At 46.5% G+C, this 18,913-nt stretch carries 17 protein-coding genes; 7 read left to right on the forward strand and 10 right to left on the reverse strand.

What is annotated here, in order from left to right:
• Position 1: 1 nt before the first annotated feature.
• Entirely contained in the window at positions 2-664 is a 663-nt protein-coding gene (trmB, locus tag NT073_RS17645) for a tRNA (guanosine(46)-N7)-methyltransferase TrmB (RefSeq protein ID WP_297375972.1), read from the forward strand.
• Between the two features lie 111 nt (positions 665-775).
• Here trmB and gap read toward each other — a convergent pair whose 3' ends face one another.
• The gene (gap, locus tag NT073_RS17650) at positions 776-1,768 is read right to left on the reverse strand and encodes a type I glyceraldehyde-3-phosphate dehydrogenase (protein ID WP_297375974.1); all 993 of its coding nucleotides are present in this window, start codon (positions 1,766-1,768) and stop codon (positions 776-778) included.
• Positions 1,769-2,912: 1,144 nt separating this feature from the next.
• Between gap and NT073_RS17655 the strand changes: the two genes are divergently transcribed.
• Both NT073_RS17655 and NT073_RS17660 read left to right on the forward strand, forming a co-directional pair.
• On the forward strand, positions 2,913-3,728 hold the full coding sequence (locus NT073_RS17655; protein ID WP_297375976.1) for a 2,3,4,5-tetrahydropyridine-2,6-dicarboxylate N-succinyltransferase: 816 nt from the start codon (positions 2,913-2,915) through the stop codon (positions 3,726-3,728).
• Positions 3,729-3,925: 197 nt separating this feature from the next.
• Positions 3,926-4,444 carry a helix-turn-helix transcriptional regulator gene (locus tag NT073_RS17660; protein ID WP_297375978.1) on the forward strand — a complete coding sequence of 173 codons (519 nt, stop codon included), beginning with the start codon at positions 3,926-3,928 and terminating at the stop codon, positions 4,442-4,444.
• Between the two features lie 818 nt (positions 4,445-5,262).
• On the opposite strand, the gene NT073_RS17665 is transcribed toward NT073_RS17660, so the two are convergent.
• The 4 genes from NT073_RS17665 to NT073_RS17680 all read right to left on the reverse strand — a co-directional run bounded on the left by NT073_RS17665 (position 5,263) and on the right by NT073_RS17680 (position 10,495).
• Positions 5,263-6,702, reverse strand: a complete 1,440-nt coding sequence (locus NT073_RS17665; RefSeq protein ID WP_297375980.1) for a tetratricopeptide repeat protein — start codon at positions 6,700-6,702, stop codon at positions 5,263-5,265.
• Positions 6,703-6,844: 142 nt separating this feature from the next.
• The gene (gyrA, locus tag NT073_RS17670; RefSeq protein WP_297375982.1) at positions 6,845-9,361 is read right to left on the reverse strand and encodes a DNA gyrase subunit A; all 2,517 of its coding nucleotides are present in this window, start codon (positions 9,359-9,361) and stop codon (positions 6,845-6,847) included.
• 276 nt (positions 9,362-9,637) lie between these two features.
• Positions 9,638-10,087 (reverse strand): RES family NAD+ phosphorylase, encoded by a 450-nt coding sequence (locus NT073_RS17675; RefSeq protein ID WP_297375984.1) that lies wholly within the window; start codon positions 10,085-10,087, stop codon positions 9,638-9,640.
• A gap of 24 nt (positions 10,088-10,111) precedes the next feature.
• The gene (locus NT073_RS17680) at positions 10,112-10,495 is read right to left on the reverse strand and encodes an antitoxin Xre/MbcA/ParS toxin-binding domain-containing protein (protein WP_297375986.1); all 384 of its coding nucleotides are present in this window, start codon (positions 10,493-10,495) and stop codon (positions 10,112-10,114) included.
• A gap of 131 nt (positions 10,496-10,626) precedes the next feature.
• Here NT073_RS17680 and NT073_RS17685 point away from each other — a divergent pair, with 131 nt between their 5' ends.
• The 3 genes from NT073_RS17685 to NT073_RS17695 all read left to right on the forward strand — a co-directional run bounded on the left by NT073_RS17685 (position 10,627) and on the right by NT073_RS17695 (position 12,587).
• The gene (locus NT073_RS17685) at positions 10,627-11,205 is read left to right on the forward strand and encodes a DUF4142 domain-containing protein (RefSeq protein ID WP_297375988.1); all 579 of its coding nucleotides are present in this window, start codon (positions 10,627-10,629) and stop codon (positions 11,203-11,205) included.
• Positions 11,206-11,270: 65 nt separating this feature from the next.
• The gene (locus NT073_RS17690; RefSeq protein ID WP_297375991.1) at positions 11,271-11,606 is read left to right on the forward strand and encodes a hypothetical protein; all 336 of its coding nucleotides are present in this window, start codon (positions 11,271-11,273) and stop codon (positions 11,604-11,606) included.
• 75 nt (positions 11,607-11,681) lie between these two features.
• Entirely contained in the window at positions 11,682-12,587 is a 906-nt protein-coding gene (locus NT073_RS17695; protein WP_297375992.1) for a serine kinase, read from the forward strand.
• Here the strand turns inward: NT073_RS17695 and hisS are convergent.
• On the reverse strand, positions 12,579-13,952 hold the full coding sequence (gene hisS / locus NT073_RS17700) for a histidine--tRNA ligase (RefSeq protein ID WP_297375994.1): 1,374 nt from the start codon (positions 13,950-13,952) through the stop codon (positions 12,579-12,581). The genes NT073_RS17695 and hisS overlap by 9 nt on opposite strands.
• A 161-nt stretch (positions 13,953-14,113) precedes the next feature.
• Between hisS and NT073_RS17705 the strand changes: the two genes are divergently transcribed.
• On the forward strand, positions 14,114-14,269 hold the full coding sequence (locus tag NT073_RS17705; RefSeq protein ID WP_012926602.1) for a hypothetical protein: 156 nt from the start codon (positions 14,114-14,116) through the stop codon (positions 14,267-14,269).
• A 35-nt stretch (positions 14,270-14,304) separates the two neighbouring features.
• On the opposite strand, the gene NT073_RS17710 is transcribed toward NT073_RS17705, so the two are convergent.
• The 4 genes from NT073_RS17710 to NT073_RS17725 all read right to left on the reverse strand — a co-directional run bounded on the left by NT073_RS17710 (position 14,305) and on the right by NT073_RS17725 (position 18,911).
• Positions 14,305-14,661, reverse strand: coding sequence for a hypothetical protein (locus NT073_RS17710; protein ID WP_297375997.1), 357 nt, complete (start codon positions 14,659-14,661; stop codon positions 14,305-14,307).
• 93 nt (positions 14,662-14,754) lie between these two features.
• On the reverse strand, positions 14,755-15,762 hold the full coding sequence (locus NT073_RS17715; RefSeq protein WP_297375999.1) for a glycosyltransferase: 1,008 nt from the start codon (positions 15,760-15,762) through the stop codon (positions 14,755-14,757).
• Positions 15,762-17,051 (reverse strand): glutamate-1-semialdehyde 2,1-aminomutase, encoded by a 1,290-nt coding sequence (gene hemL, locus NT073_RS17720; RefSeq protein WP_297376001.1) that lies wholly within the window; start codon positions 17,049-17,051, stop codon positions 15,762-15,764. The genes NT073_RS17715 and hemL overlap by 1 nt, the downstream gene beginning before the upstream one ends.
• 66 nt (positions 17,052-17,117) lie before the next feature.
• Positions 17,118-18,911 carry an ABC transporter substrate-binding protein gene (locus NT073_RS17725; protein ID WP_297376003.1) on the reverse strand — a complete coding sequence of 598 codons (1,794 nt, stop codon included), beginning with the start codon at positions 18,909-18,911 and terminating at the stop codon, positions 17,118-17,120.
• Positions 18,912-18,913: the final 2 nt, after the last annotated feature.

Raw genomic sequence — 18,913 nt, forward strand, 5'->3', positions numbered from 1 at the left:
CGTGACTCGTAGAAAATCGCATCGCTTTCTTCAGAATGCAGAGAGTACAAATGTCATCGAATCTGGTAAGCCCCTTTATAAAACAATTCTCGGTCGTTGGCGACCTGACTTTTTTGGGAACGGGAATCCAATTGTTCTTGAACTGGCCTGTGGAAAAGGGGAATATACGGTAGGATTAGCGCAGGCTTTTCCGAATGTAAATTTTATTGGTGTTGACATTAAGGGAGACAGGATCGCTCGGGGTTCCAGAATTGCTCAAAATCTGGGTTTATCGAATGTAGCGTTCTTGCGAACGGACATTAACTTTCTGGGCGAATTCTTCACTAAAGGGGAAATTAATGAGATCTGGATCACTTTCCCGGATCCACAGCCAAGACCAAAACAGGAGAAACATCGGCTCACACATCCTCGTTTTTTAGCTATGTACCAATCCTTGCTTGTTCCGGGAGGGACGCTACACTTAAAAACGGATAATCCGGAGCTGTTTACCTATAGTCTGGAGCAGGTTCAAGCAGCCCAAGGTAGAGATTTACAATACACAACTGACTTATATAACTCTCCACTGAATGAAATCCATTTAGGCATAAAAACGAAGTACGAACAAATCTTTTTTGATAAGGGATTTACGATTAACTATTTACAATGTAAAATGGGTGTGATTTAATAAAATCACACCCATTTGTAAATTAACTATTGTAATTTGATGGATGATTTACATGATTAATTTTGTAAATTTAAATAATTGAATTAAGCTGTAAATCTCCATGTTACATTGTTAAAATAACTTGCCGATAAGATCTGCAACACGGCTGGAATAACCGTATTCGTTATCATACCAGCCTACAACTTTCACCAGTGTACCATTAGCAGCTGTCAATTTTGAGTCGAAAATGCAGGAATGTGGATTGCCTACAATGTCAATCGATACAATTTCGTCCGTGCAGTACTCAAGGATGCCGTTCAAAGTAGTTTCCGATGCCTGTTTGATGGCATCATTAATTTCCTGAATTGAGGCTTCCCGTTTCAAAACTACTGTCAGATCGGTTAAAGAACCATCTGGTGTTGGTACACGCATGGCATTACCATCAAGTTTGCCCTTTAACTGTGGAAGAACCAGTCCTACAGCTTTAGCGGCTCCCGTTGAGGTCGGCACAATTGATAAAGCGGCAGCTCTGGCTCGGCGAAGATCAGAGTGAGGGGCATCCTGTAAATTCTGGTCGGCTGTGTAAGCGTGAATGGTTGTCATATAACCCTTCTCGATTCCGAAGACGTCGTCCAGGACTTTCGCCATTGGCGCGAGGCAGTTCGTTGTGCAGGAAGCATTGGAAATAATCGTTTCCTCGCCTGTTAAGGTGTCATCATTCACACCTAATACTACAGTTGGAATATTTCCTTTAGCAGGAGCAGAGATAACCACCTTTTTAGCGCCAGCTTGTAGGTGCATGCCTGCACCGGCCTGGTCAACGAATCGTCCGGTTGATTCCAGAACAACATCAACGTTTAATGCACTCCAGGGAAGATTTTTTGGGTCACGCTCAGCATATGCATTAATTCTAATGCCATTTACGGTCAGACTTTCGCCATCAGAAGCAACTGTTCCGGAAAATTTACCGTGAACGGAGTCATACTTAAGCAAGTGAGCTAATGTCGCATTATCGGTTAGGTCATTGATAGCGACTACTTCTATGTTTTCTTTTTCAAGTAGACGTCTGAATGATAACCGCCCAATACGGCCAAAGCCGTTAATAGCAACGCGTATTTTTTCCATGTACAGAGAAAATTGGTTTGTTTTCGGGGTCAAATATACAGATTTATAAGCCGATATAGGCAAAAAGAAATTACTAATGCACTTGATGATAATAACTGATAAGACAGCATTTTAGCAAAATAGCATATACTGCTTTAGTATTTGTGTCAATTATAGTAGAAAATTAGTATTTTTATTAGTAAATACTAAACATTAATAGCATTTTTAGTAATATTTACTAATTTATATTAGAATTTGATAATAGTATTACTAAAATACTAATTTATTCATGTTTTTTTTTACTAATGCCATTAAGATTTACTTCTATTCGTTTTTACTAAGCACCATGGGTAGGAGGAGAGTAAGAACAACCTGATTTTAATTGAATATTTTTATATTATATAGGTTGACATTATATCAGTAGCCTTGCTAAGGAAACCGTATCATTCGTGGTGTAAATCTCATTAGCAAGGCTGAAATAGTTTTTCTATACGGATATAATTAGGATCCTTAGATATAAACAGCACAAATTCTTTTAATAAACATACTCAAGAGCCCTTTACTACCTTACTGAGTAGAGTTTACTCCACTAATTGTCCATAGAACACTACAGTCAACCAATAAACATACAACAGGCTATATCCTTGTAGAATGCATAAAATCCGTTTTACTGGTTGCCTAATGATGGCTGGTATTCTGATCAGCGTTTAGGTAAGACTTCTATCTATTACCATGACCATTACACTCGGTTTAACAGGATATATGTTAGGAAAACGACCTTTGGATATTGATGTATTTATTACTGATCCTATTCTTTTAAACGCGTTGAAAAAACAGGCCTAATTTTTGCCACTCCTAATTTAAGTGTGGGTACGTGGCACAACGATTTATGGTCGACGATTAATACATCCGTTTAGAGAGTCGATCATAGCACAGATGGTCAATGTAAGCATAACCTACTGATTGGAGAGTTGAGGCAAATACCAAGGCACAAATAATTTGATTCTTATATTTCAACTATACGTGTGTTCGTGTTACCTTTGGAAAAAGAATTTCTGACTTCTCTATAATATTGTTGTATAACAATAGAAAATTTCGTTCATAAAAATATATTATTGATATTCAGGTAGTTATGTGTGTATTTATAAACATTCACTTTAATTAAATGATCAATCAAATCGAGGACATCTGGGCCAACCGTGAATTATTATCCGAGCCGCAATCCATCAATTTAATCAAAGACGTAATAAATCAATTAGATAGGGGAGAACTCCGCGTGGCAACGCCACCCACAACTGAAGAAGACAGCTGGACTGTCAATGAGTGGGTAAAAAAGGCGATCCTACTTTATTTCGTTAGTCAGCAAATGAAGACCGAGGAAGTTGGGATCTTTACATTTAACGACAAAATACCCCTTAAGACCAATTTCGCTGAAGCTAAAGTTAGAGCAGTGCCTCCTGCCGTTGCACGGTTTGGTTCTTACCAGGCACCCGGTGTCATACTAATGCCATCCTATGTGAACATTGGTGCTTACGTCGATGAACGCACAATGGTCGACACGTGGGCAACAGTTGGTAGTTGCGCACAAATTGGTAAAGATGTTCACCTTAGTGGGGGTGTCGGCATCGGTGGTGTACTGGAGCCACCGCAAGCAGCCCCCGTTATTATCGAAGATGGAGCATTTGTAGGTTCCCGTTGCATTGTAGTAGAAGGTGCCCACATTGGGAAACGGGCTGTACTGGGTGCTGGTGTAACAATTACAGGATCGTCAAAGATTATTGACGTGACTGGCAACACGCCAGTTGAATACAAAGGCTTTGTCCCTGCTAACTCCGTTGTGATTCCAGGAAGTTATGCTAAACAGTTTCCCGCTGGAGAATATCACGTTCCCTGTGCAATAATTATTGGCCAGCGTAAGCCATCTACTGACCTTAAAACGTCACTGAATGAAGCATTAAGGGAAAATAACGTCTCTGTTTAATTATGTATAATACAGGTTTGTAAATTAAATAGATTTACAAATTTAATCAGTATAAGTTATTAAATCAGTTTACATGGCCACACTTTACAGATGTGGCCATTTTATTTTTGTAATTTACAATAGAAATTTGTGACTATTTACATGCTTATTATTTATATTTGTAACATATCGATTGACATTATTTAAACAGGGCAATTATGATGACGATAAATGACAAGATTAAACAGATTCTGATTGACAAGAATTTAACGCCTTCGTATTTCGCCGATGAAATAGGCGTCCAACGATCAAGTATATCGCATATTCTATCTGGTCGAAACCGGCCCAGTTTCGATATAATTCAAAAGATAATCCGTCGCTTTCCCGAACTTGGGTACGAATGGATCATGGAAGAAGAGAGTCAGCTTACTAATCAAACGGTACCAGCAGGAGTAGGATATGGAACAAACCGTTCTGTAGGCAGGCCTCTATCCATCGAACGACCGGATCGATTTACTGCTGGCGGTATCGTATCTCAACAACCACAATCGCCGGGTGTCCGTAGCCAACGCACTGAAATACCACCCGTAAGTTTACCACAACAAGTAGAGGTAACCAACCCATCCGATAGTCAACCAAGGGAAAATCCGAACTCTGATAAACCCGAGAAGAAGGTTGAACGCATTCTGATTTTTTACACAGACGGGTCGTTTCGTGAATATACACCAACTGCTTAAGCTCTTACTAATGCCTTTCAATAAGGACAGTTTTAGGGCATGTTTCTTATTGATCTGGTTGGCCAACCTCTAATTGGAAGCAGTCATACCGGCTAAGAAGAGTCGACTCGACATTCGATTAATGCCAAACTATACAAGGATAGCAATCAGGTAGAGCGATATTTCAACAGGCTGAAGCATACCGCCAGGTGGCTACCCGCTACAATTGAACTTGTGCCTTTGAAAACGTTACAAGGTATTGATAAGCTTTTAATGGGTTAATCATGACTTTCAACCGGTAGTATATGGTTAGACTGGGAAGATTGGAAAACCACTACCCAGGGAATGATTTGGAATTACTTGGATGCCAAATCAATCAATAATATACGGCCGAAAGAAGTTATTGGCACACAGATAGACAATATATTAGAACAATAAGCGGCATTCTCGACTGACTACTCATCTCTACAATATTTCCTCGACGATTATCGAAGAGAGACGTTTAAAACTTTGAGTCTTTGCTGAACTGTGTACTGAATCAATTCAAGACCAGGAATTACTAATCATAAATTTTCCGCAATCCTTATCATTTGTGGTAGTGTTTGAAGTTCCTTGGTTTTCCTAAAATGGCCTTTAAAGCCCTGTAAAAGCCATTTTTAAGCCTTTTACTACCTAAGTCCCTGTAAAGCAATACTTTAGTGTTCCACGTGGATAACGTGTTAATAAGTCTGTGGACTACCCATTTTATTTGTTGTATAATTTATATTATGTTAAGTAAAGTTTTTATTAAATAGGGTCGATACCTTCCGGTACCGACCCTATCCTTACTGTCCTAGGCTTCATTTACCAGCTTCGATACACACAATCTTCTTCTCTTCGTACTGTTTCAGAATATTCTGAAGATTGGTCAGGTTTTCATTTACATCAGCTTCATCTTTAATTGATTTAGCTTTCGTGAAGTATGGCAACGATTGCTTGAATTTACCGCAAACTTTACCATCCAGTTCCTTACCATTCTTATTGTACTCAGCCATATCCATCCGGTCTACACCACGCTTCATTTCTACAGCCTCGTTGAAGAGGAAAACTGCCGTATTGAAATTAGCGTCATAATTGTTAGGATCAATGGCCAATGCTTTATCCAGGTACATCTTCTCCTGATTCTTATTTTCAGTCTGTGCCTGCTTGAGTTGGGCTAACCGCTTCGCTCCGTCCGTTGCAGCGCTGGCATTTGCTGCCGCTTCTTTAGCCTCAGCTTCCAGCTTGGCAACTTCTGTCTTCTGCTCTGCCAGACGCTTCTGTACATCCGTTAGCTGACGCTTTAGCTCGGGTTTAGGCGACTTTTTGATCGATGCCTGTAAGCGGGCAATCTCACCGTTATAAGCGTCGATAATACTTTTGGCATCGGCTAATTGCTTGGCGGTGTTGCCGCCCTTTTTGCTATCCCCTTCCAACTTCCGGATCTCCTCAGAGGATTTGCTGGCAATGTTATTATAAACAATTGAGAGGTTCACCAGATTCTGTACGTTATTTGGATCTTTCTCAACCATCGCTTTCATACCCGTGATGGCTTCATCCATCCGATTTGTCGACAGCATGATATTGATCTTCTCATTGGCCAGATCTTTATTTGTGGGTGCCAAAGCAATCCCTTTATCCAAAGCAGCCAGCGCTTTATCAACTTCATTATCGGCCCGATACAGCATTGCTAACGAACCATAAATAGTTGCATCCTTTCCTCCACTGGTAATGTACTTTTCCAGTTGAGTTTTAGCCGTTGCATTATCCTTGATCTGCTGGGCAGCAATAGCCGTATAGAGCGGTGCCAGCGTATCTTTCGGATTAATGTCGCCCGCTATGGCCATCGACTTCATCGCATCAGCATAATTCTTCGATTGGAACTTGGCAACGCCCTGCTGCATGAAAGCGGTGGCCATAAGGGGAGCCTTTAACGCTTCTTCTGCTTCTTTAGCTAATTTACCAGGACCACCTTTTTTGTCCTTATCCAATTCAACTACTTTCTTGAAAGCATCGTAAGCTACCGTAGCGGCAGCCGAATCGATTTTCATCTGTCCTTGCGAAGCGATATTCTGATACGTTTTGGCCCGATCCATCCAGGTGCTGGCTTTAGCAGCCGCTTTGGCATCGGTAATATCCTTATCACTCTTTTCCTTTTCTTTCTTAAATGCTTCCATAGCAAGCGCGTCTCCGGCTGCCTGCTGGGCGTGTACACCTAGTGAGAGGAGACACGCGACGGCGATTACAAAAACTTGTTTCATGTGTAAACTGGGGTTGTGTTTTCTTTTAAAGAACGAAATTACGGATTCTGTCTGTATAAGCATGACCTATCTGAAATTGTTTGAGCCGCCCGACTGATTATAGAATCAGCACGGGCGGCTCAAAACTACTTGGCAATAATGCCTATTCTTCTACTGCGGCTTCAGGTTCAGCGGTAGCTATCTCCTCGCCTTCCTCCCTTTTGATTTTTGTTACCGATGATATTTCATCGCCCTCATTTAGCTTAATTAAGCGTACACCTTGTGTATTTCTGCCAATTACATTAATCGCGTCGACCGGCGTTCGAATAGCAATGCCCGATTTATTGATGATCATCAGGTCGTCGTTGTCGGCTACATCAAGTACCGCTACCAGTCGGCCGACTTTCTCCGTTATCTTGAGCGTACCGACACCTTTAGCACCCCGGTTCGTAATTCGATACCCATCAATTTCCGACCGTTTACCGTATCCGTTCTGAGAAACAACCAGTAATTGAGCATCCTGAGAGGAAATACATACCATACCGATCACATGATCGGTTGGATCCTCCTCGTCCAGAGAAATACCCCGAACACCCGCTGCCGTACGACCCATGGGCCGAACCCGGCTTTCATGGAAGCGAACCGCCTTACCTGCACTCGATGCAATGACAATGTCATTGTCGCCATTGGTCATGCAAACGCCCAGCAGCTGATCGTCTTCATCAATCGTAATGGCGATGATTCCATTCTGACGAGGGCGGGAGTAGGCTTCCAGCATCGTTTTCTTGATGGTGCCTTTCCGGGTACACATCACAATATAATTATTGTTGATGTAATCCTCGTTCTTCAGGTCTGTTACATTGATAACGGCCCGTACTTTATCGTCCGACTCGATGTTAATAAAATTAGCCAGTGGCCGACCTTTCGATGTCCGGGAACCTTCGGGAAGTTCATAAACCGGCAACCAGTACATGCGTCCTTTCTGGGTAAACGCCAGCAGGGTATTGTGCATGGTAGCCGTAAACAGGTGCTCGGTGAAGTCTTCTTCTTTAGTCGAAGCGGCCTTCGCCCCTACTCCTCCCCGCCCCTGCGACCGGTACTCCGTCGTAGGTGTTCGTTTGATATACCCCTCATGCGAGATGGTGATCACCATGTCCTCATCGGCAATCAGCGAAAGGTCACTGATGTTACCGTCGCCAAGCGGATTGATTTCGGTCCGACGCTCATCGCCGTAGCGGGCCCGAATATCGGTCAACTCCTCTCTGATAACCTGACGTTTCCGTTCCTCGCTGGCCAGAATCTCTTTCAGGTCGGCAATTTCAGTCATCAGCTCATCGTACTCGGCCTGTAGTTTATCCCGCTCCAGACCGGTCAGCCGTTGCAAACGCATTTCCAGGATCGCTTTCGCCTGAAGATCGCTTAGACTGAACCGCTCCATCAACCCCGTACGAGCCACTTCCGGGTCACGTGACGAGCGAATAAGCTCGATAACAGCATCTATATTGTCGAGAGCAATTAACAGCCCTTCCAGGATATGCGCGCGTTTCTCGGCTTCGCGGAGTTCGTACTGCGTCCGACGAGTAATTACTTCGAACCGGTGCTCGACGTAATACTTCATCATGTCCTTCAGATTCAGCATCATCGGGCGTCCCTTCACCAGAGCCACGTTATTGATACTGAACGAGGATTGAAGCGCGGTATGCTTATAGAGGTTATTCAGAACGACGTTGGGAATAGCATCTTTCCGAAGATCATAAACCACACGCAGGCCATCCCGGTCTGATTCGTCCCGGAACGCCATAATCCCTTCTATTTTCTTGTCGTTGATCAGTTCGGCCGTTTTTTCGAGCATCACGGCTTTATTGACCATGTACGGAACATCCGTCACGATGATCTGGGTCTTGCCACGATTTTCTTCAATGGTGGCATGGGCCCGCATCACAACGCGTCCACGACCGGTCTTGAAGGCTGACTTAACCCCTTCCATACCATAAATGGTCGCACCCGTCGGAAAATCAGGCGCTTTGACAAACTGCATCAGCTCCTCAACGGTGATCTCACTGTTTTCCAGGTACGCCAAAATACCATCGATTACCTCTGTCAGGTTATGCGGGGCCATGTTTGTGGCCATACCAACGGCAATGCCAGACGACCCATTCAACAGAAGGTTCGGAAGTTTGGCGGGCATCACGGTCGGCTCCTGCAGGGAATCATCGAAGTTACCCTGAAAATCAACCGTTTCTTTATAAATATCCGTCAGTAGTTCATCGGCTATACGCTTCAGACGCGCTTCGGTATAACGCATGGCAGCGGGTGAGTCGCCATCAATAGAACCAAAGTTCCCCTGTCCATCGACAAGCGGGTAGCGTAATGACCAGTCCTGGGCCATACGAACCATGGTGTCATATACTGATGAGTCACCGTGGGGGTGATACTTACCCAGTACTTCACCGACGATACGGGCCGATTTTTTATGTGGTTTGTTGTAATTGACTCCCAGTTCGGCCATTCCAAACAGCACCCGGCGGTGAACGGGCTTTAGGCCATCACGCACATCGGGCAAGGCACGAGAAATGATAACCGACATTGAGTAATCAATGTAAGCACCACGCATCTCGTCCTCAATGTTAATGGGAATGATATTACTGGGAGATTCGAGGTCGGGAGTTTCGTCCGCCATGTGAAAAAGGAGTTTCGCAGAAAATTACTATTCCAGACCACACACTGCGCGTGGGCTGCTCTATAGACAAATATACAAAATTTTCAGGAGAAAAGAGAAATAAAGGCGTGAAAACAGGCCTCAACGGCCTCAGCTACTCGTCAGAACCCAGCTACGAAAAGTATAAAAACCGAACGGAACACGTCATCATCATCTAAATGAAATACAATTCTATTTCAACTAAAACATAGACCTTTCTTAAGGCCGTCTGCCGGCCCGAGTCCGGTTGTATAGCTGTCAGGATTTTAACCTGGGGTCGAAGGAAAACGGCTCCGATCGAACCAGGTTGATACCAGAAAAATCGGGATGTGCCGGGTTCAGGAGGTAATTCCATTCATCGGGTATAATAGCGGATGGTACACGTAGTACGGCAGAGCGTCTGTTTTCAAGCCACTCCCCTCCTATCTGCTGGCAAACATTGTATTGCCAATAATCAGACCAGTTGGCAGGCAGGCGTTCGGCATCCACCGTATCCACCAAAAGACCGTCCGGTACATTGATGACCATTACCCGAAAGCTGTCCATCAGGCCTTCACTGGAGCGGTGAACGACATTTTCAAGGCAGGCCAGCGCTCGTGTTCCTGCGGTGTAGATAACAAACTGGCCGCGGCTATTCCAGCGGGCTGCCCCGCCCGATGCCACCAGCCGATCGGCGTAAACGGCTTTCGTGATTCGATAAACAAGCATTCAGCAGAAGATCCGTTAGTAACGTCAGGCCAGGTCGCCGTATTCAATCCGGGTGACCTCATCCATCACCAGGTCTATCCCCCCTGAGGTATGCAGCAAGTCAAACGGAATCTGATTCCCTAATCCATAGGCTGGCTTGTCCATCCAGCGACGAAAAGAATCAGCTGTTCCAAATACGGATTCGCCGGTTTGAAACAAGGCCATAATTTTCAGCACTTTCTCGCTATCCTGCGGATTGAGACTTTTCTTCTCCCGTTCGTAACGCTGAAACGTTTTAAGAGACGTATCGAAAATTTCGGCCAATTGTTCGCGCTTGTAGCCGGTCAGCTCAGCAATTTCAAAGAAACGCGTGGCCGGAACCCCTTTCAAGGCTGAAAATACAAGCGCTATACGATCTGGAATAACCATACGACAAACATAGGAATTTTGTCCGATAAACTCAGAATTTTGTCTAAAAATTCCCAATTCAATATAGGGTTCAAAACCTAAAGGGCTTAAAAGCGTTTGTAGTAATAGTCCATTAATTAACCACTAACGTTATGAAAAAGATTAGTCTGCTTTTGTTGTTCGCGATCAGCACCCTGAGTTTCCAGGCATGTAGCGATAAGAAGAAAGAAAGTAATGACAGCGTTGAAAACGCTGAAAACGCCAATGATGCCAAAGAAGATGCCGGAACCGGTCAGACCGAAGAAAGCAATGAATTCGCGGTGAAAGCCGCGACTGGCGGCATGATGGAGGTTGAACTAGGTCGTATGGCGCAGGAAAAAGCCCAGAGTCAGGATGTGAAGGAGTTTGGCGCCATGATGGTTACCGATCACTCAAAAGCAAATGACGAACTGAAAACCATTGCGGCTACGCACAACATCACGTTACCAACTACCCTTGGTGAAGATGAACAGAAACACGTAAACGACATGGCGAAGCTGACCGGGGCCGAGTTCGACAAAAAATACGTTAGTATGATGGTCGACGATCACAAAGAAGATATCGATTTGTTTAAAAAGGCCGCCGACGACGAGAAAACGAACCCGGCGGTTAAGGAATTTGCAACGAAGACTCTGCCTACGCTGCAAAAGCACATGGACCGCATCAGCGCCATTGACAAAAAGATTGATTAATTAACTGTTTTGTTTCGTACCGGCTGTATTAGCCGGTACGAAACAAAAACTAGCGTACTCAACGTATGAAAACTCTGGTCTCAGCAATTACACTAGTCACACTATTTGGTAGTGTATTAACCAGTCGGGCTCAATCAACGACGGGCGGACGTAGTGGCGGTTCGACAGCCTCTACCGGAACGGGTTATCTGACAGAAGGAAAGCGGCAAGCCGCATCAAATCCCTCCAGCATGACGATTGCCGATGAAGGCGCTTCCCGTGCGTACATGTACGTTCCTCCTAGCCAAACGAAAAACCGATCAACTTCACCTGATGGATCAGGCGGGGTGAATAAGGATAAAGCCCAGCCTAAAACATCCGCAAATACCGGATCAAAGGCATCTCCGAAAAAGGCGAATTAACCTGCGCACTCGGCAAGGCTGTTATTTTCTTACTTTTGACTACCCGAATCGTTACTGAGGGATAGTTCAATGGTCATGAAAAAATACGTTGCCTTCGGCTTGACACTCGAAACCGAGCTTGATTTCACGGGCGTTTTACAGGAGTCAACGAAAGAAACCGATGTTCGCATAGCTGAAGCACTCCTTCACAACCAGGCCAGGCGACCAACTCGCGTACACCGCCGTGGCGTACAGGCCCGGTTCGGTAAAACACCAACCAGTCTGCTCTTGCACTGGGCTGGCATTGCATCCTTTCAGGTCTCCGGAGGAAAGGAAATCATTTACCAGAATCTGGGTGCCGACGAAGGCACCCTGCGACTATTCCTGCTGAGCGAAGTTATTGGCCTTCTGCTCTACCAACGGGGGCTCTTTTTGCTACACGGTAGTGCCGTAAAGGTGGGAACGACCGCATCAGTATTTGTGGGCGTGCCCGGCGCTGGTAAATCAACGACGGCAGCCGCCTTTGGCCAGATTGGGCACACGGTGCTGACAGATGATCTGGTCGCCATTCAGTTAATGGGCAACAAACCATTTGTGATCCCGGCGTTTGCTCAGTACAAAATCTGGAAGAATACGGTCGATGGGCTAAAGCTCAATAAGTCAAGCCTGGAGCCGTCCTTTGAAGGAGCTACCAAATTTCTGGTAACGCAGCCTTTAGCCGATTTCCCCAACGCTCCTGTTCCCTTACAACGCATCACCCTTTTGTATCCGTCCAATGCCCGTAGGCCTGATGAGCCCATCAAACCCCTGCGGTCACCGGTCGAATTACTCAAACATTTTCCACTTCCGGTTCAACTCCTGACGGGTAATTTTTTACAGGCACATTTTCGGGATTCGCTGGCGATTGCTCAGTATGCTGCCATTTATCAACAAAAAAGGCCCAACGGGTTTGACGCGCTGAACCTTTTTGTGAAATCGTATTCGGATAGATGCTTAGCCTAACCGTTGTATCAACTCGTCTGTGGTTACTTTAAGCTGCTCGCCCGTCAGCATGTTTTTTAGCGATAAAACACCCGTTTGCACCTCTGCAGAACCAATCAGCACAACAAACGGAATATTTTTCGCATTGGCATAATCGAGCATTTTCTTCACTTTCGATAAATCAGGATACATCTCGGCGGCAATGGCAGCTGTTCGGAGTTGACGCAGTACAGGCAACGCTACCGAACGGGCCTCGGTATCGAAAGGTATAATCAGAACCTGAGTGCCCTGTCCGGCATCGGCGGGAAAGAGGTTCAGTTCCTCCATCACGTCGTAAATGCGATCTACACCGAAAGAGATTCCCACACCCGACAAACCCGGCATACCAAACGCACCGGTTAAGTTATCATACCGGCCGCCCCCGCTTACGCTGCCAATAGAAACACCATTGGCTTTCACTTCAAAAATGGCGCCAGTATAGTATGACAGCCCACGCGCGAGGGTTGGGTCAATTTCTACAGTGGAATCCGACAGTCCATATTGATTGACTAGTTGAAGCGTTTCTTCCAGTTCAGCAATCCCCTGGCGTGCAGTGTCCGAAGCGGAAAGCCAGTTTTTTAACTGATCGAGTATTTGATTAGGTTCCGTGGGTTCCGAAACGCCAAACAGAAACAAGGGTTCCAGGCTAGCGATGGTCTCGTCCGAAAATCCCCGCTCCTGGAGTTCGTTCAGTACTTTCTCTTTCCCAATTTTGTCCAGTTTATCAATTGCCACGCTCAGGGTACCCTCCTGACCGGGCGCACCAATAACTTCTGCGATGCCCGCCAGAATCTTGCGGTTGTTGATTTTAAGGGTAAAATCCTGAATGGTCAGATTCCTGAATACTTCGTGGATCATCAACACGATTTCGGCCTCACACAGAAGCGAATCGGTGCCAACTACATCGGCATCGCACTGGTAGAACTCGCGGTAGCGTCCCTTTTGTGGCCGGTCGGCCCGCCAGACAGGCTGCATCTGGTAGCGTTTAAACGGCAACGTTAGCGAATTCCGATTCATCACCACATACCGGGCAAAGGGAACGGTAAGGTCGTAACGAAGGCCTTTCTCGGCTATTTTCGGGGTTAACTTCTTTGAACCTGAGGCCAGATCGAGTTCGGTGACTCCCGCAGCAAAATCACCGGAATTAAGTATTTTGAAGAGAAGCTGATCACCCTCCTCCCCGTATTTCCCCGTCAGGGTAGACAGGTTTTCCAGGGATGGCGTTTCTATCGGCTGAAAACCAAATCGTCGAAATGTCTGGCGAATTGTATCAAAAATAAAAAGCCGTTTACGCATCTGCTCCGGCCCAAAGTCACGGGTACCTTTCGGCAATGTTGGTTTTTGCATTGGAATAAAGCCGGATTTTAGTCCGTTTTTACAGCCTGATGGACACAAGCTGCGTATTAGGATGCAAAAATACTGACTTTAGTCGGTGGTGCTTTCAAAAATCAATGAAAAAGCGTACTTTTGCGGTCTGATTTTGAACTGACACGTAAAAAGATACAATCATGGGAGTAACAGAATTAAAGCGGAAGGCTCGCCGGAACCGCGCTATCGCCAATAACAAGACTAACGCAATCAAACAACTGCTGCGCAAGCCAACCATTAAAAACGTAGACGTAGAAGCCATCAAGGCGTCGTTTGCGGAAAAGAAAGCAGCCTAAACGAATACATTGTCTGTTCACCCAGACGGCCCTTATCAAGTAGCCTCACCTTTACCGGGTGAGGCTTTTCTTTTGGGGCGAAAACGCGCCCAGTCGCGGTCACGCTTCTTAAGTTCACGACGCACAAACCGACGATAATCCAACTGTGCCCGGTAGCGAATAGCCTGCCCGAAAAGCAATAGTCCGCCATTGATCAACACCAGGCTATAAGCGCCCCACAAAAACCATTGCCGAAAAGGAGCGCCCCCGTGTTTTGCCTCCACAGCTCCACTTAACACACACAGGCCAACACTAAATAGAAGTAAACCCAGCGGGGCCACAATCAAGCCTTTGGTTCGGGTACTCATGCGTTTTACCAATCGTTGACCTGGCGGTTTAGCGAGCTTTGCCATCGAGTATCGGGGGTTGAAAGGGTTTATGTAACTAACGTTCCAATGGTTAATTTCGTTGATTCAGGCAAGGTATTACGTACTAAAGGGTACGGCTTACGAAGGGTATTCGAGGGTAGCTCCCGTTTCGCGGAATCCTTTGGGCTCCGTCAGGCGCTTCCAGCCTTCGCTCAGGAAACCAACTCCGTACCCGATTAGCTGAACAAAAGCGGCTGCTACGCTCAACAGACCAACGTACAGACTTTTTTCCTTACGGGTGGCATCCACCAAAATCAATACCGAAAAAAAACTCAATATACTTATCGCCAGTGTAAATAACAGGGAGCTAATGAACGCCCAAATCGGAACCGAAAAAACAAAAAGTGTAAACAGAGCCGGAAAGGCATGAACGAGTTTCAGTTCGGCCGGATAGTACCGGGATATGTTGATACGGGCTCGACCAAAGAATCGCAACTGGCGAAAAAATTGTCCGAAATTGGTCCGGCGCTTGTGGTAGATGAAAGCGTCGGAAATCAGGCCGGTACGAAAGCCATTTTCAATAATCCGAATGGCAAACTCAATATCCTCCCCCATCCGGCTTAGCTTATACCCACCGACGGCTTCCCAAACCGCACGGGAAAGCCCCATATTAAAGCTACGGGGATGGTAGGTCCCACCCAGGTTTTTTTTACTACCGCGAATCCCGCCCGTGGTAAAGGGCGAGGTCATGGAGTAACTGATGGCTTTCTGAATGGGCGTAAAGTCGGGGTGAGCCGCATCGGGGCCACCGTAGGCATCAAGCCACGATGACCCCAGCTGCTGGTTAACCGCCGAAAAATAGTGTGGGGGAACAAGCGCGTCCGAATCAAAAATAACGAAGTAATCTCCCCTGGCCCGCTCAAAGCCGTAATTTCGGGTAAACCCCTGCCCGGAATTTTCTTTGAAGAAATACCGGATAGCCAACTGGTCAGCGAAATCAGCGACTACCCCATCCGACGTGTCAGTCGAACCATCTTCAATAACCAGTACTTCAAAATTTTTATACGTCTGCTTCGTCAAACTCACGAGCAGTTCGCGCAATTCGCCCGGACGGTTATAAACAGGAATGATAATCGAATAATACATTACGTATTCATTATTTCCAGTAAGCTTTCTTCGTTGGCCTTGATAACCTCATCCACCAGTTCATCGGTAAGGGCAACGGATAGAAACAGGCTCTCGAACTGGGATGGGGCCAGGTAAACACCCCGGTTCAGCATAGCGTGGAAATAGCGGCCAAAAAGCGGAGTATCGCACGTTTTGGCTTCCGTGAAGTTGCTCACCGGGCGATCTGTCATAAACAGGGTAAACATGGACCCAATATGATTGATAGTATACGGTAGGCTGGCCTTCTGCAATCCAGCCCGAAAACCATCGGTTAGTTTTTTTCCAATCGTCTCCAGCCGGGTGTATAACTCCGGGTGGTCATTCAGGTGATGAAGCATGGCCAGCCCTGCCGACATGGCAATCGGATTTCCAGATAGCGTTCCGGCCTGGTAAACCGGACCTGCCGGGGCAACCATGTCCATAATGTCGGCCCGTCCACCATAGGCACCAACGGGCATACCTCCACCAATAATTTTACCCATGGTTGTGAGGTCGGGGGTAATGCCAAAGCGTTCCTGAGCTCCTCCTTTGGCAAGCCGGAAGCCGGTCATCACCTCATCGAAAATCAGAATAACACCGTGTTTATCGCACAACGAACGAATCCCTTCCAGAAAGCCCGGTTCAGGTAGTACGCACCCCATGTTCCCAACTACCGGCTCCAGAATGATGGCGGCTACCTGATTGTGGTTATTATCCAGCAACGTTTCAACAGCTGCCAGATCATTGTACGGCGCGGTCAGTGTATCCGCAGCCGTTGCCTTGGTAACACCCGGGCTATCGGGAATACCCATGGTCATGGCGCCACTTCCAGCAGCGATCAAAAACGAATCGCCATGTCCGTGGTAACACCCCTCAAACTTAATCAGCTTGTCGCGACCGGTAAACCCACGCGCCACGCGAATAGCCGCCATGGTGGCTTCGGTACCGGAGTTCACCATCCTGACCTTTTCGACCGAGGGCACCATAGCCGTAATTAACTCAGCCATCTCGACTTCTTTGCGCGTGGGCGCTCCGAATGAAAACGAATACTGAATTGCGTCACGGACGGCTTTCTCGACCGGCTCAAAGGCGTGACCCAGAATCATAGGGCCCCACGAATTAATCAATTCAATGTATTGCCGGCCATCCTCATCCACAATGTAGGGACCCTTTGCCGATTTGATAAAAATGGGCGATCCACCCACAGACCGAAACGCCCGCACGGGTGAGTTTACTCCACCGGGAATCAGCGTCTTCGCTTTTTCAAACAATTGTTCGCTCGTTGTCATTTTTTGAAAGGCAAATGATGAGATGAACGAGTTAATCCCTCAGGATACGTTCGTTCGTTTGCTCATTCACTCATTAATTTTCACAAACCGACCGTCTTCGTATTTTACGATTGGTACAATTTGATTGTCGTTACTTTGTGTATAGTCAAAACCCGAAAGCAGGTAATCGTCGGTATCGGAGATAAGTGTGGTTCGATCACGAAGCTGAAGACCATTTTTCGCTAACTGACGGCCGAAGAACAGCATCATGTCGTATCCCTCACTCGCGTAAACCGACGGAATGGTATTTCGTTTGGCCAGGTACTCCTCCTCAAACGCAGTAACCGACTCACGGCTTTTGTCAATAAAATCGGGATATAACAAATACAGTTCCCGCCGGGTAAAGGTCGAAGCGGGTACTTTGTACAGATCAAAAGCAGAAGCCGTTGAAATCAAAGGTGCCGTTATGTGTCGGCGGCTGAGTGCATCGAGCATTCGAACCCCATCGTCTTCATTGCTACTGGAGAAGAACACGTGCCCAACGGCCGAACCGGTGGACTGCGAAGACATTGCGTTACCGGACCGGGTAGCCGTTGCCGTACCGGACAGTTGCATGGCATCAGCCATCTGCTGTGCCGATCCGCTTACTTTACGAAAATCAACAACCTGGTAGTTCTGCCGTTTGAGTTCAGCCTGATACGAAGCCGCGAGTAATGAATCTTTCCGCGTAGCCCCAAAAAAGATGGCAGCCCGTCGGGAGGTATTTAAACTACGAACCAAATCAGCTACTTTTCGCGCCTGTTGGTTCATGGAAGGCTGCGCCAGAAAAGACATTGGCTGGTCAATGATCAACTCGCTGCTGGTCGCTATTGGATTGAGCAGCAATATAGTATGCTGGTTGGCGTATGCCAGCGCAATCCGATTAGGCTCCACGTACAGCGGGCCTATGATCAGATCCGTTTGAGCAAAGGCCGGACTATTAACCAGCTCAAGGGCTTTATTGGCATCATTATCCAGATCGTAAGCAAACAGGTTGACGGTAATTCCCTCTTCCTGCAACTTAGCTTTTGCGAGCTTAATGCCATTATAGAGATCATAAACGTACTGATTGGACCTCAGCCTTTTATCCGAATTAAACTCGTCAACCCGAAAAGGAAACATCACGGCGACATTATAATATCCCTTCGTTCGTGAATTTCGTCCATTCGGCGAAATAGGGGTAACCGGACGGGAGCCGCCCACCTGAGATGTCGTTCCTGCTGGCTGAGTCGACGTTACGGGCGGAACACCAAACCGGTTGGTCAACCGGTCAGACAATTCCAGGTCGTCCTTATCGGTTGCCGTTCGCTGGATCAGGTCGATTAGCGCCAGCCCGATAATCCGGTCAGCGGGAAATGACTGACTCAATGCCTTTAGCCGGGTCAGGTCGGTAATACGCGGGATAAAGTTCTGCTCAAGCTTTGTAACGTCGGTGCGGAGTTCGGCATCCGTGATGGACTGCAGTGCTGTCAATGCTTCCTCGTATTGGCCCAGCTCCATGCCATTAGCCGCAAAAAGGTAGTTAGCATCATCCATCTTCTGCCAATCCGGATATTGCTCCATCAGTTGCTTAAGCATGCCTCGGGACTGCGGGTACTTTCGCTGCCGGAACGCAGCAATAGCATAATGGTAGGCGGCATAAGGAGCCAGCGGGCCGCGCTGCTGAATCAGCACGTTAAGATCGGACTTGGCTCGTTCGTAGTCGCCCATCCTCACCAGTTCAAGAGCTGCTTTATAGCGTTTCTGCGCATCGGTTGTAAGTTGTGCCCATACTAGCTGCGAGCAAATTAATCCGCAGAACACAAGAACTGTCCGGATCAGTAAAAGAAATCGTCCATTCATAG

Source organism: Spirosoma sp., from assembly GCF_026391055.1.
Taxonomy (GTDB): domain Bacteria; phylum Bacteroidota; class Bacteroidia; order Cytophagales; family Spirosomataceae; genus Spirosoma.

What these genes read in the sequence shown, in the direction of transcription:
- gap (WP_297375974.1), bottom strand. Translation starts at nt 1,768, where the DNA reads ATGGAAAAAATACGCGTTGCTATTAACGGCTTTGGCCGTATTGGGCGG.
- NT073_RS17655 (WP_297375976.1), top strand. Translation starts at nt 2,913, where the DNA reads ATGATCAATCAAATCGAGGACATCTGGGCCAACCGTGAATTATTATCC.
- NT073_RS17660 (WP_297375978.1), top strand. Translation starts at nt 3,926, where the DNA reads ATGATGACGATAAATGACAAGATTAAACAGATTCTGATTGACAAGAAT.
- NT073_RS17665 (WP_297375980.1), bottom strand. Translation starts at nt 6,702, where the DNA reads ATGAAACAAGTTTTTGTAATCGCCGTCGCGTGTCTCCTCTCACTAGGT.
- gyrA (WP_297375982.1), bottom strand. Translation starts at nt 9,361, where the DNA reads ATGGCGGACGAAACTCCCGACCTCGAATCTCCCAGTAATATCATTCCC.
- NT073_RS17675 (WP_297375984.1), bottom strand. Translation starts at nt 10,087, where the DNA reads ATGCTTGTTTATCGAATCACGAAAGCCGTTTACGCCGATCGGCTGGTG.
- NT073_RS17680 (WP_297375986.1), bottom strand. Translation starts at nt 10,495, where the DNA reads ATGGTTATTCCAGATCGTATAGCGCTTGTATTTTCAGCCTTGAAAGGG.
- NT073_RS17685 (WP_297375988.1), top strand. Translation starts at nt 10,627, where the DNA reads ATGAAAAAGATTAGTCTGCTTTTGTTGTTCGCGATCAGCACCCTGAGT.
- NT073_RS17690 (WP_297375991.1), top strand. Translation starts at nt 11,271, where the DNA reads ATGAAAACTCTGGTCTCAGCAATTACACTAGTCACACTATTTGGTAGT.
- NT073_RS17695 (WP_297375992.1), top strand. Translation starts at nt 11,682, where the DNA reads ATGAAAAAATACGTTGCCTTCGGCTTGACACTCGAAACCGAGCTTGAT.
- hisS (WP_297375994.1), bottom strand. Translation starts at nt 13,952, where the DNA reads ATGCAAAAACCAACATTGCCGAAAGGTACCCGTGACTTTGGGCCGGAG.
- NT073_RS17705 (WP_012926602.1), top strand. Translation starts at nt 14,114, where the DNA reads ATGGGAGTAACAGAATTAAAGCGGAAGGCTCGCCGGAACCGCGCTATC.
- NT073_RS17710 (WP_297375997.1), bottom strand. Translation starts at nt 14,661, where the DNA reads ATGGCAAAGCTCGCTAAACCGCCAGGTCAACGATTGGTAAAACGCATG.
- NT073_RS17715 (WP_297375999.1), bottom strand. Translation starts at nt 15,762, where the DNA reads ATGTATTATTCGATTATCATTCCTGTTTATAACCGTCCGGGCGAATTG.
- hemL (WP_297376001.1), bottom strand. Translation starts at nt 17,051, where the DNA reads ATGACAACGAGCGAACAATTGTTTGAAAAAGCGAAGACGCTGATTCCC.
- NT073_RS17725 (WP_297376003.1), bottom strand. Translation starts at nt 18,911, where the DNA reads ATGAATGGACGATTTCTTTTACTGATCCGGACAGTTCTTGTGTTCTGC.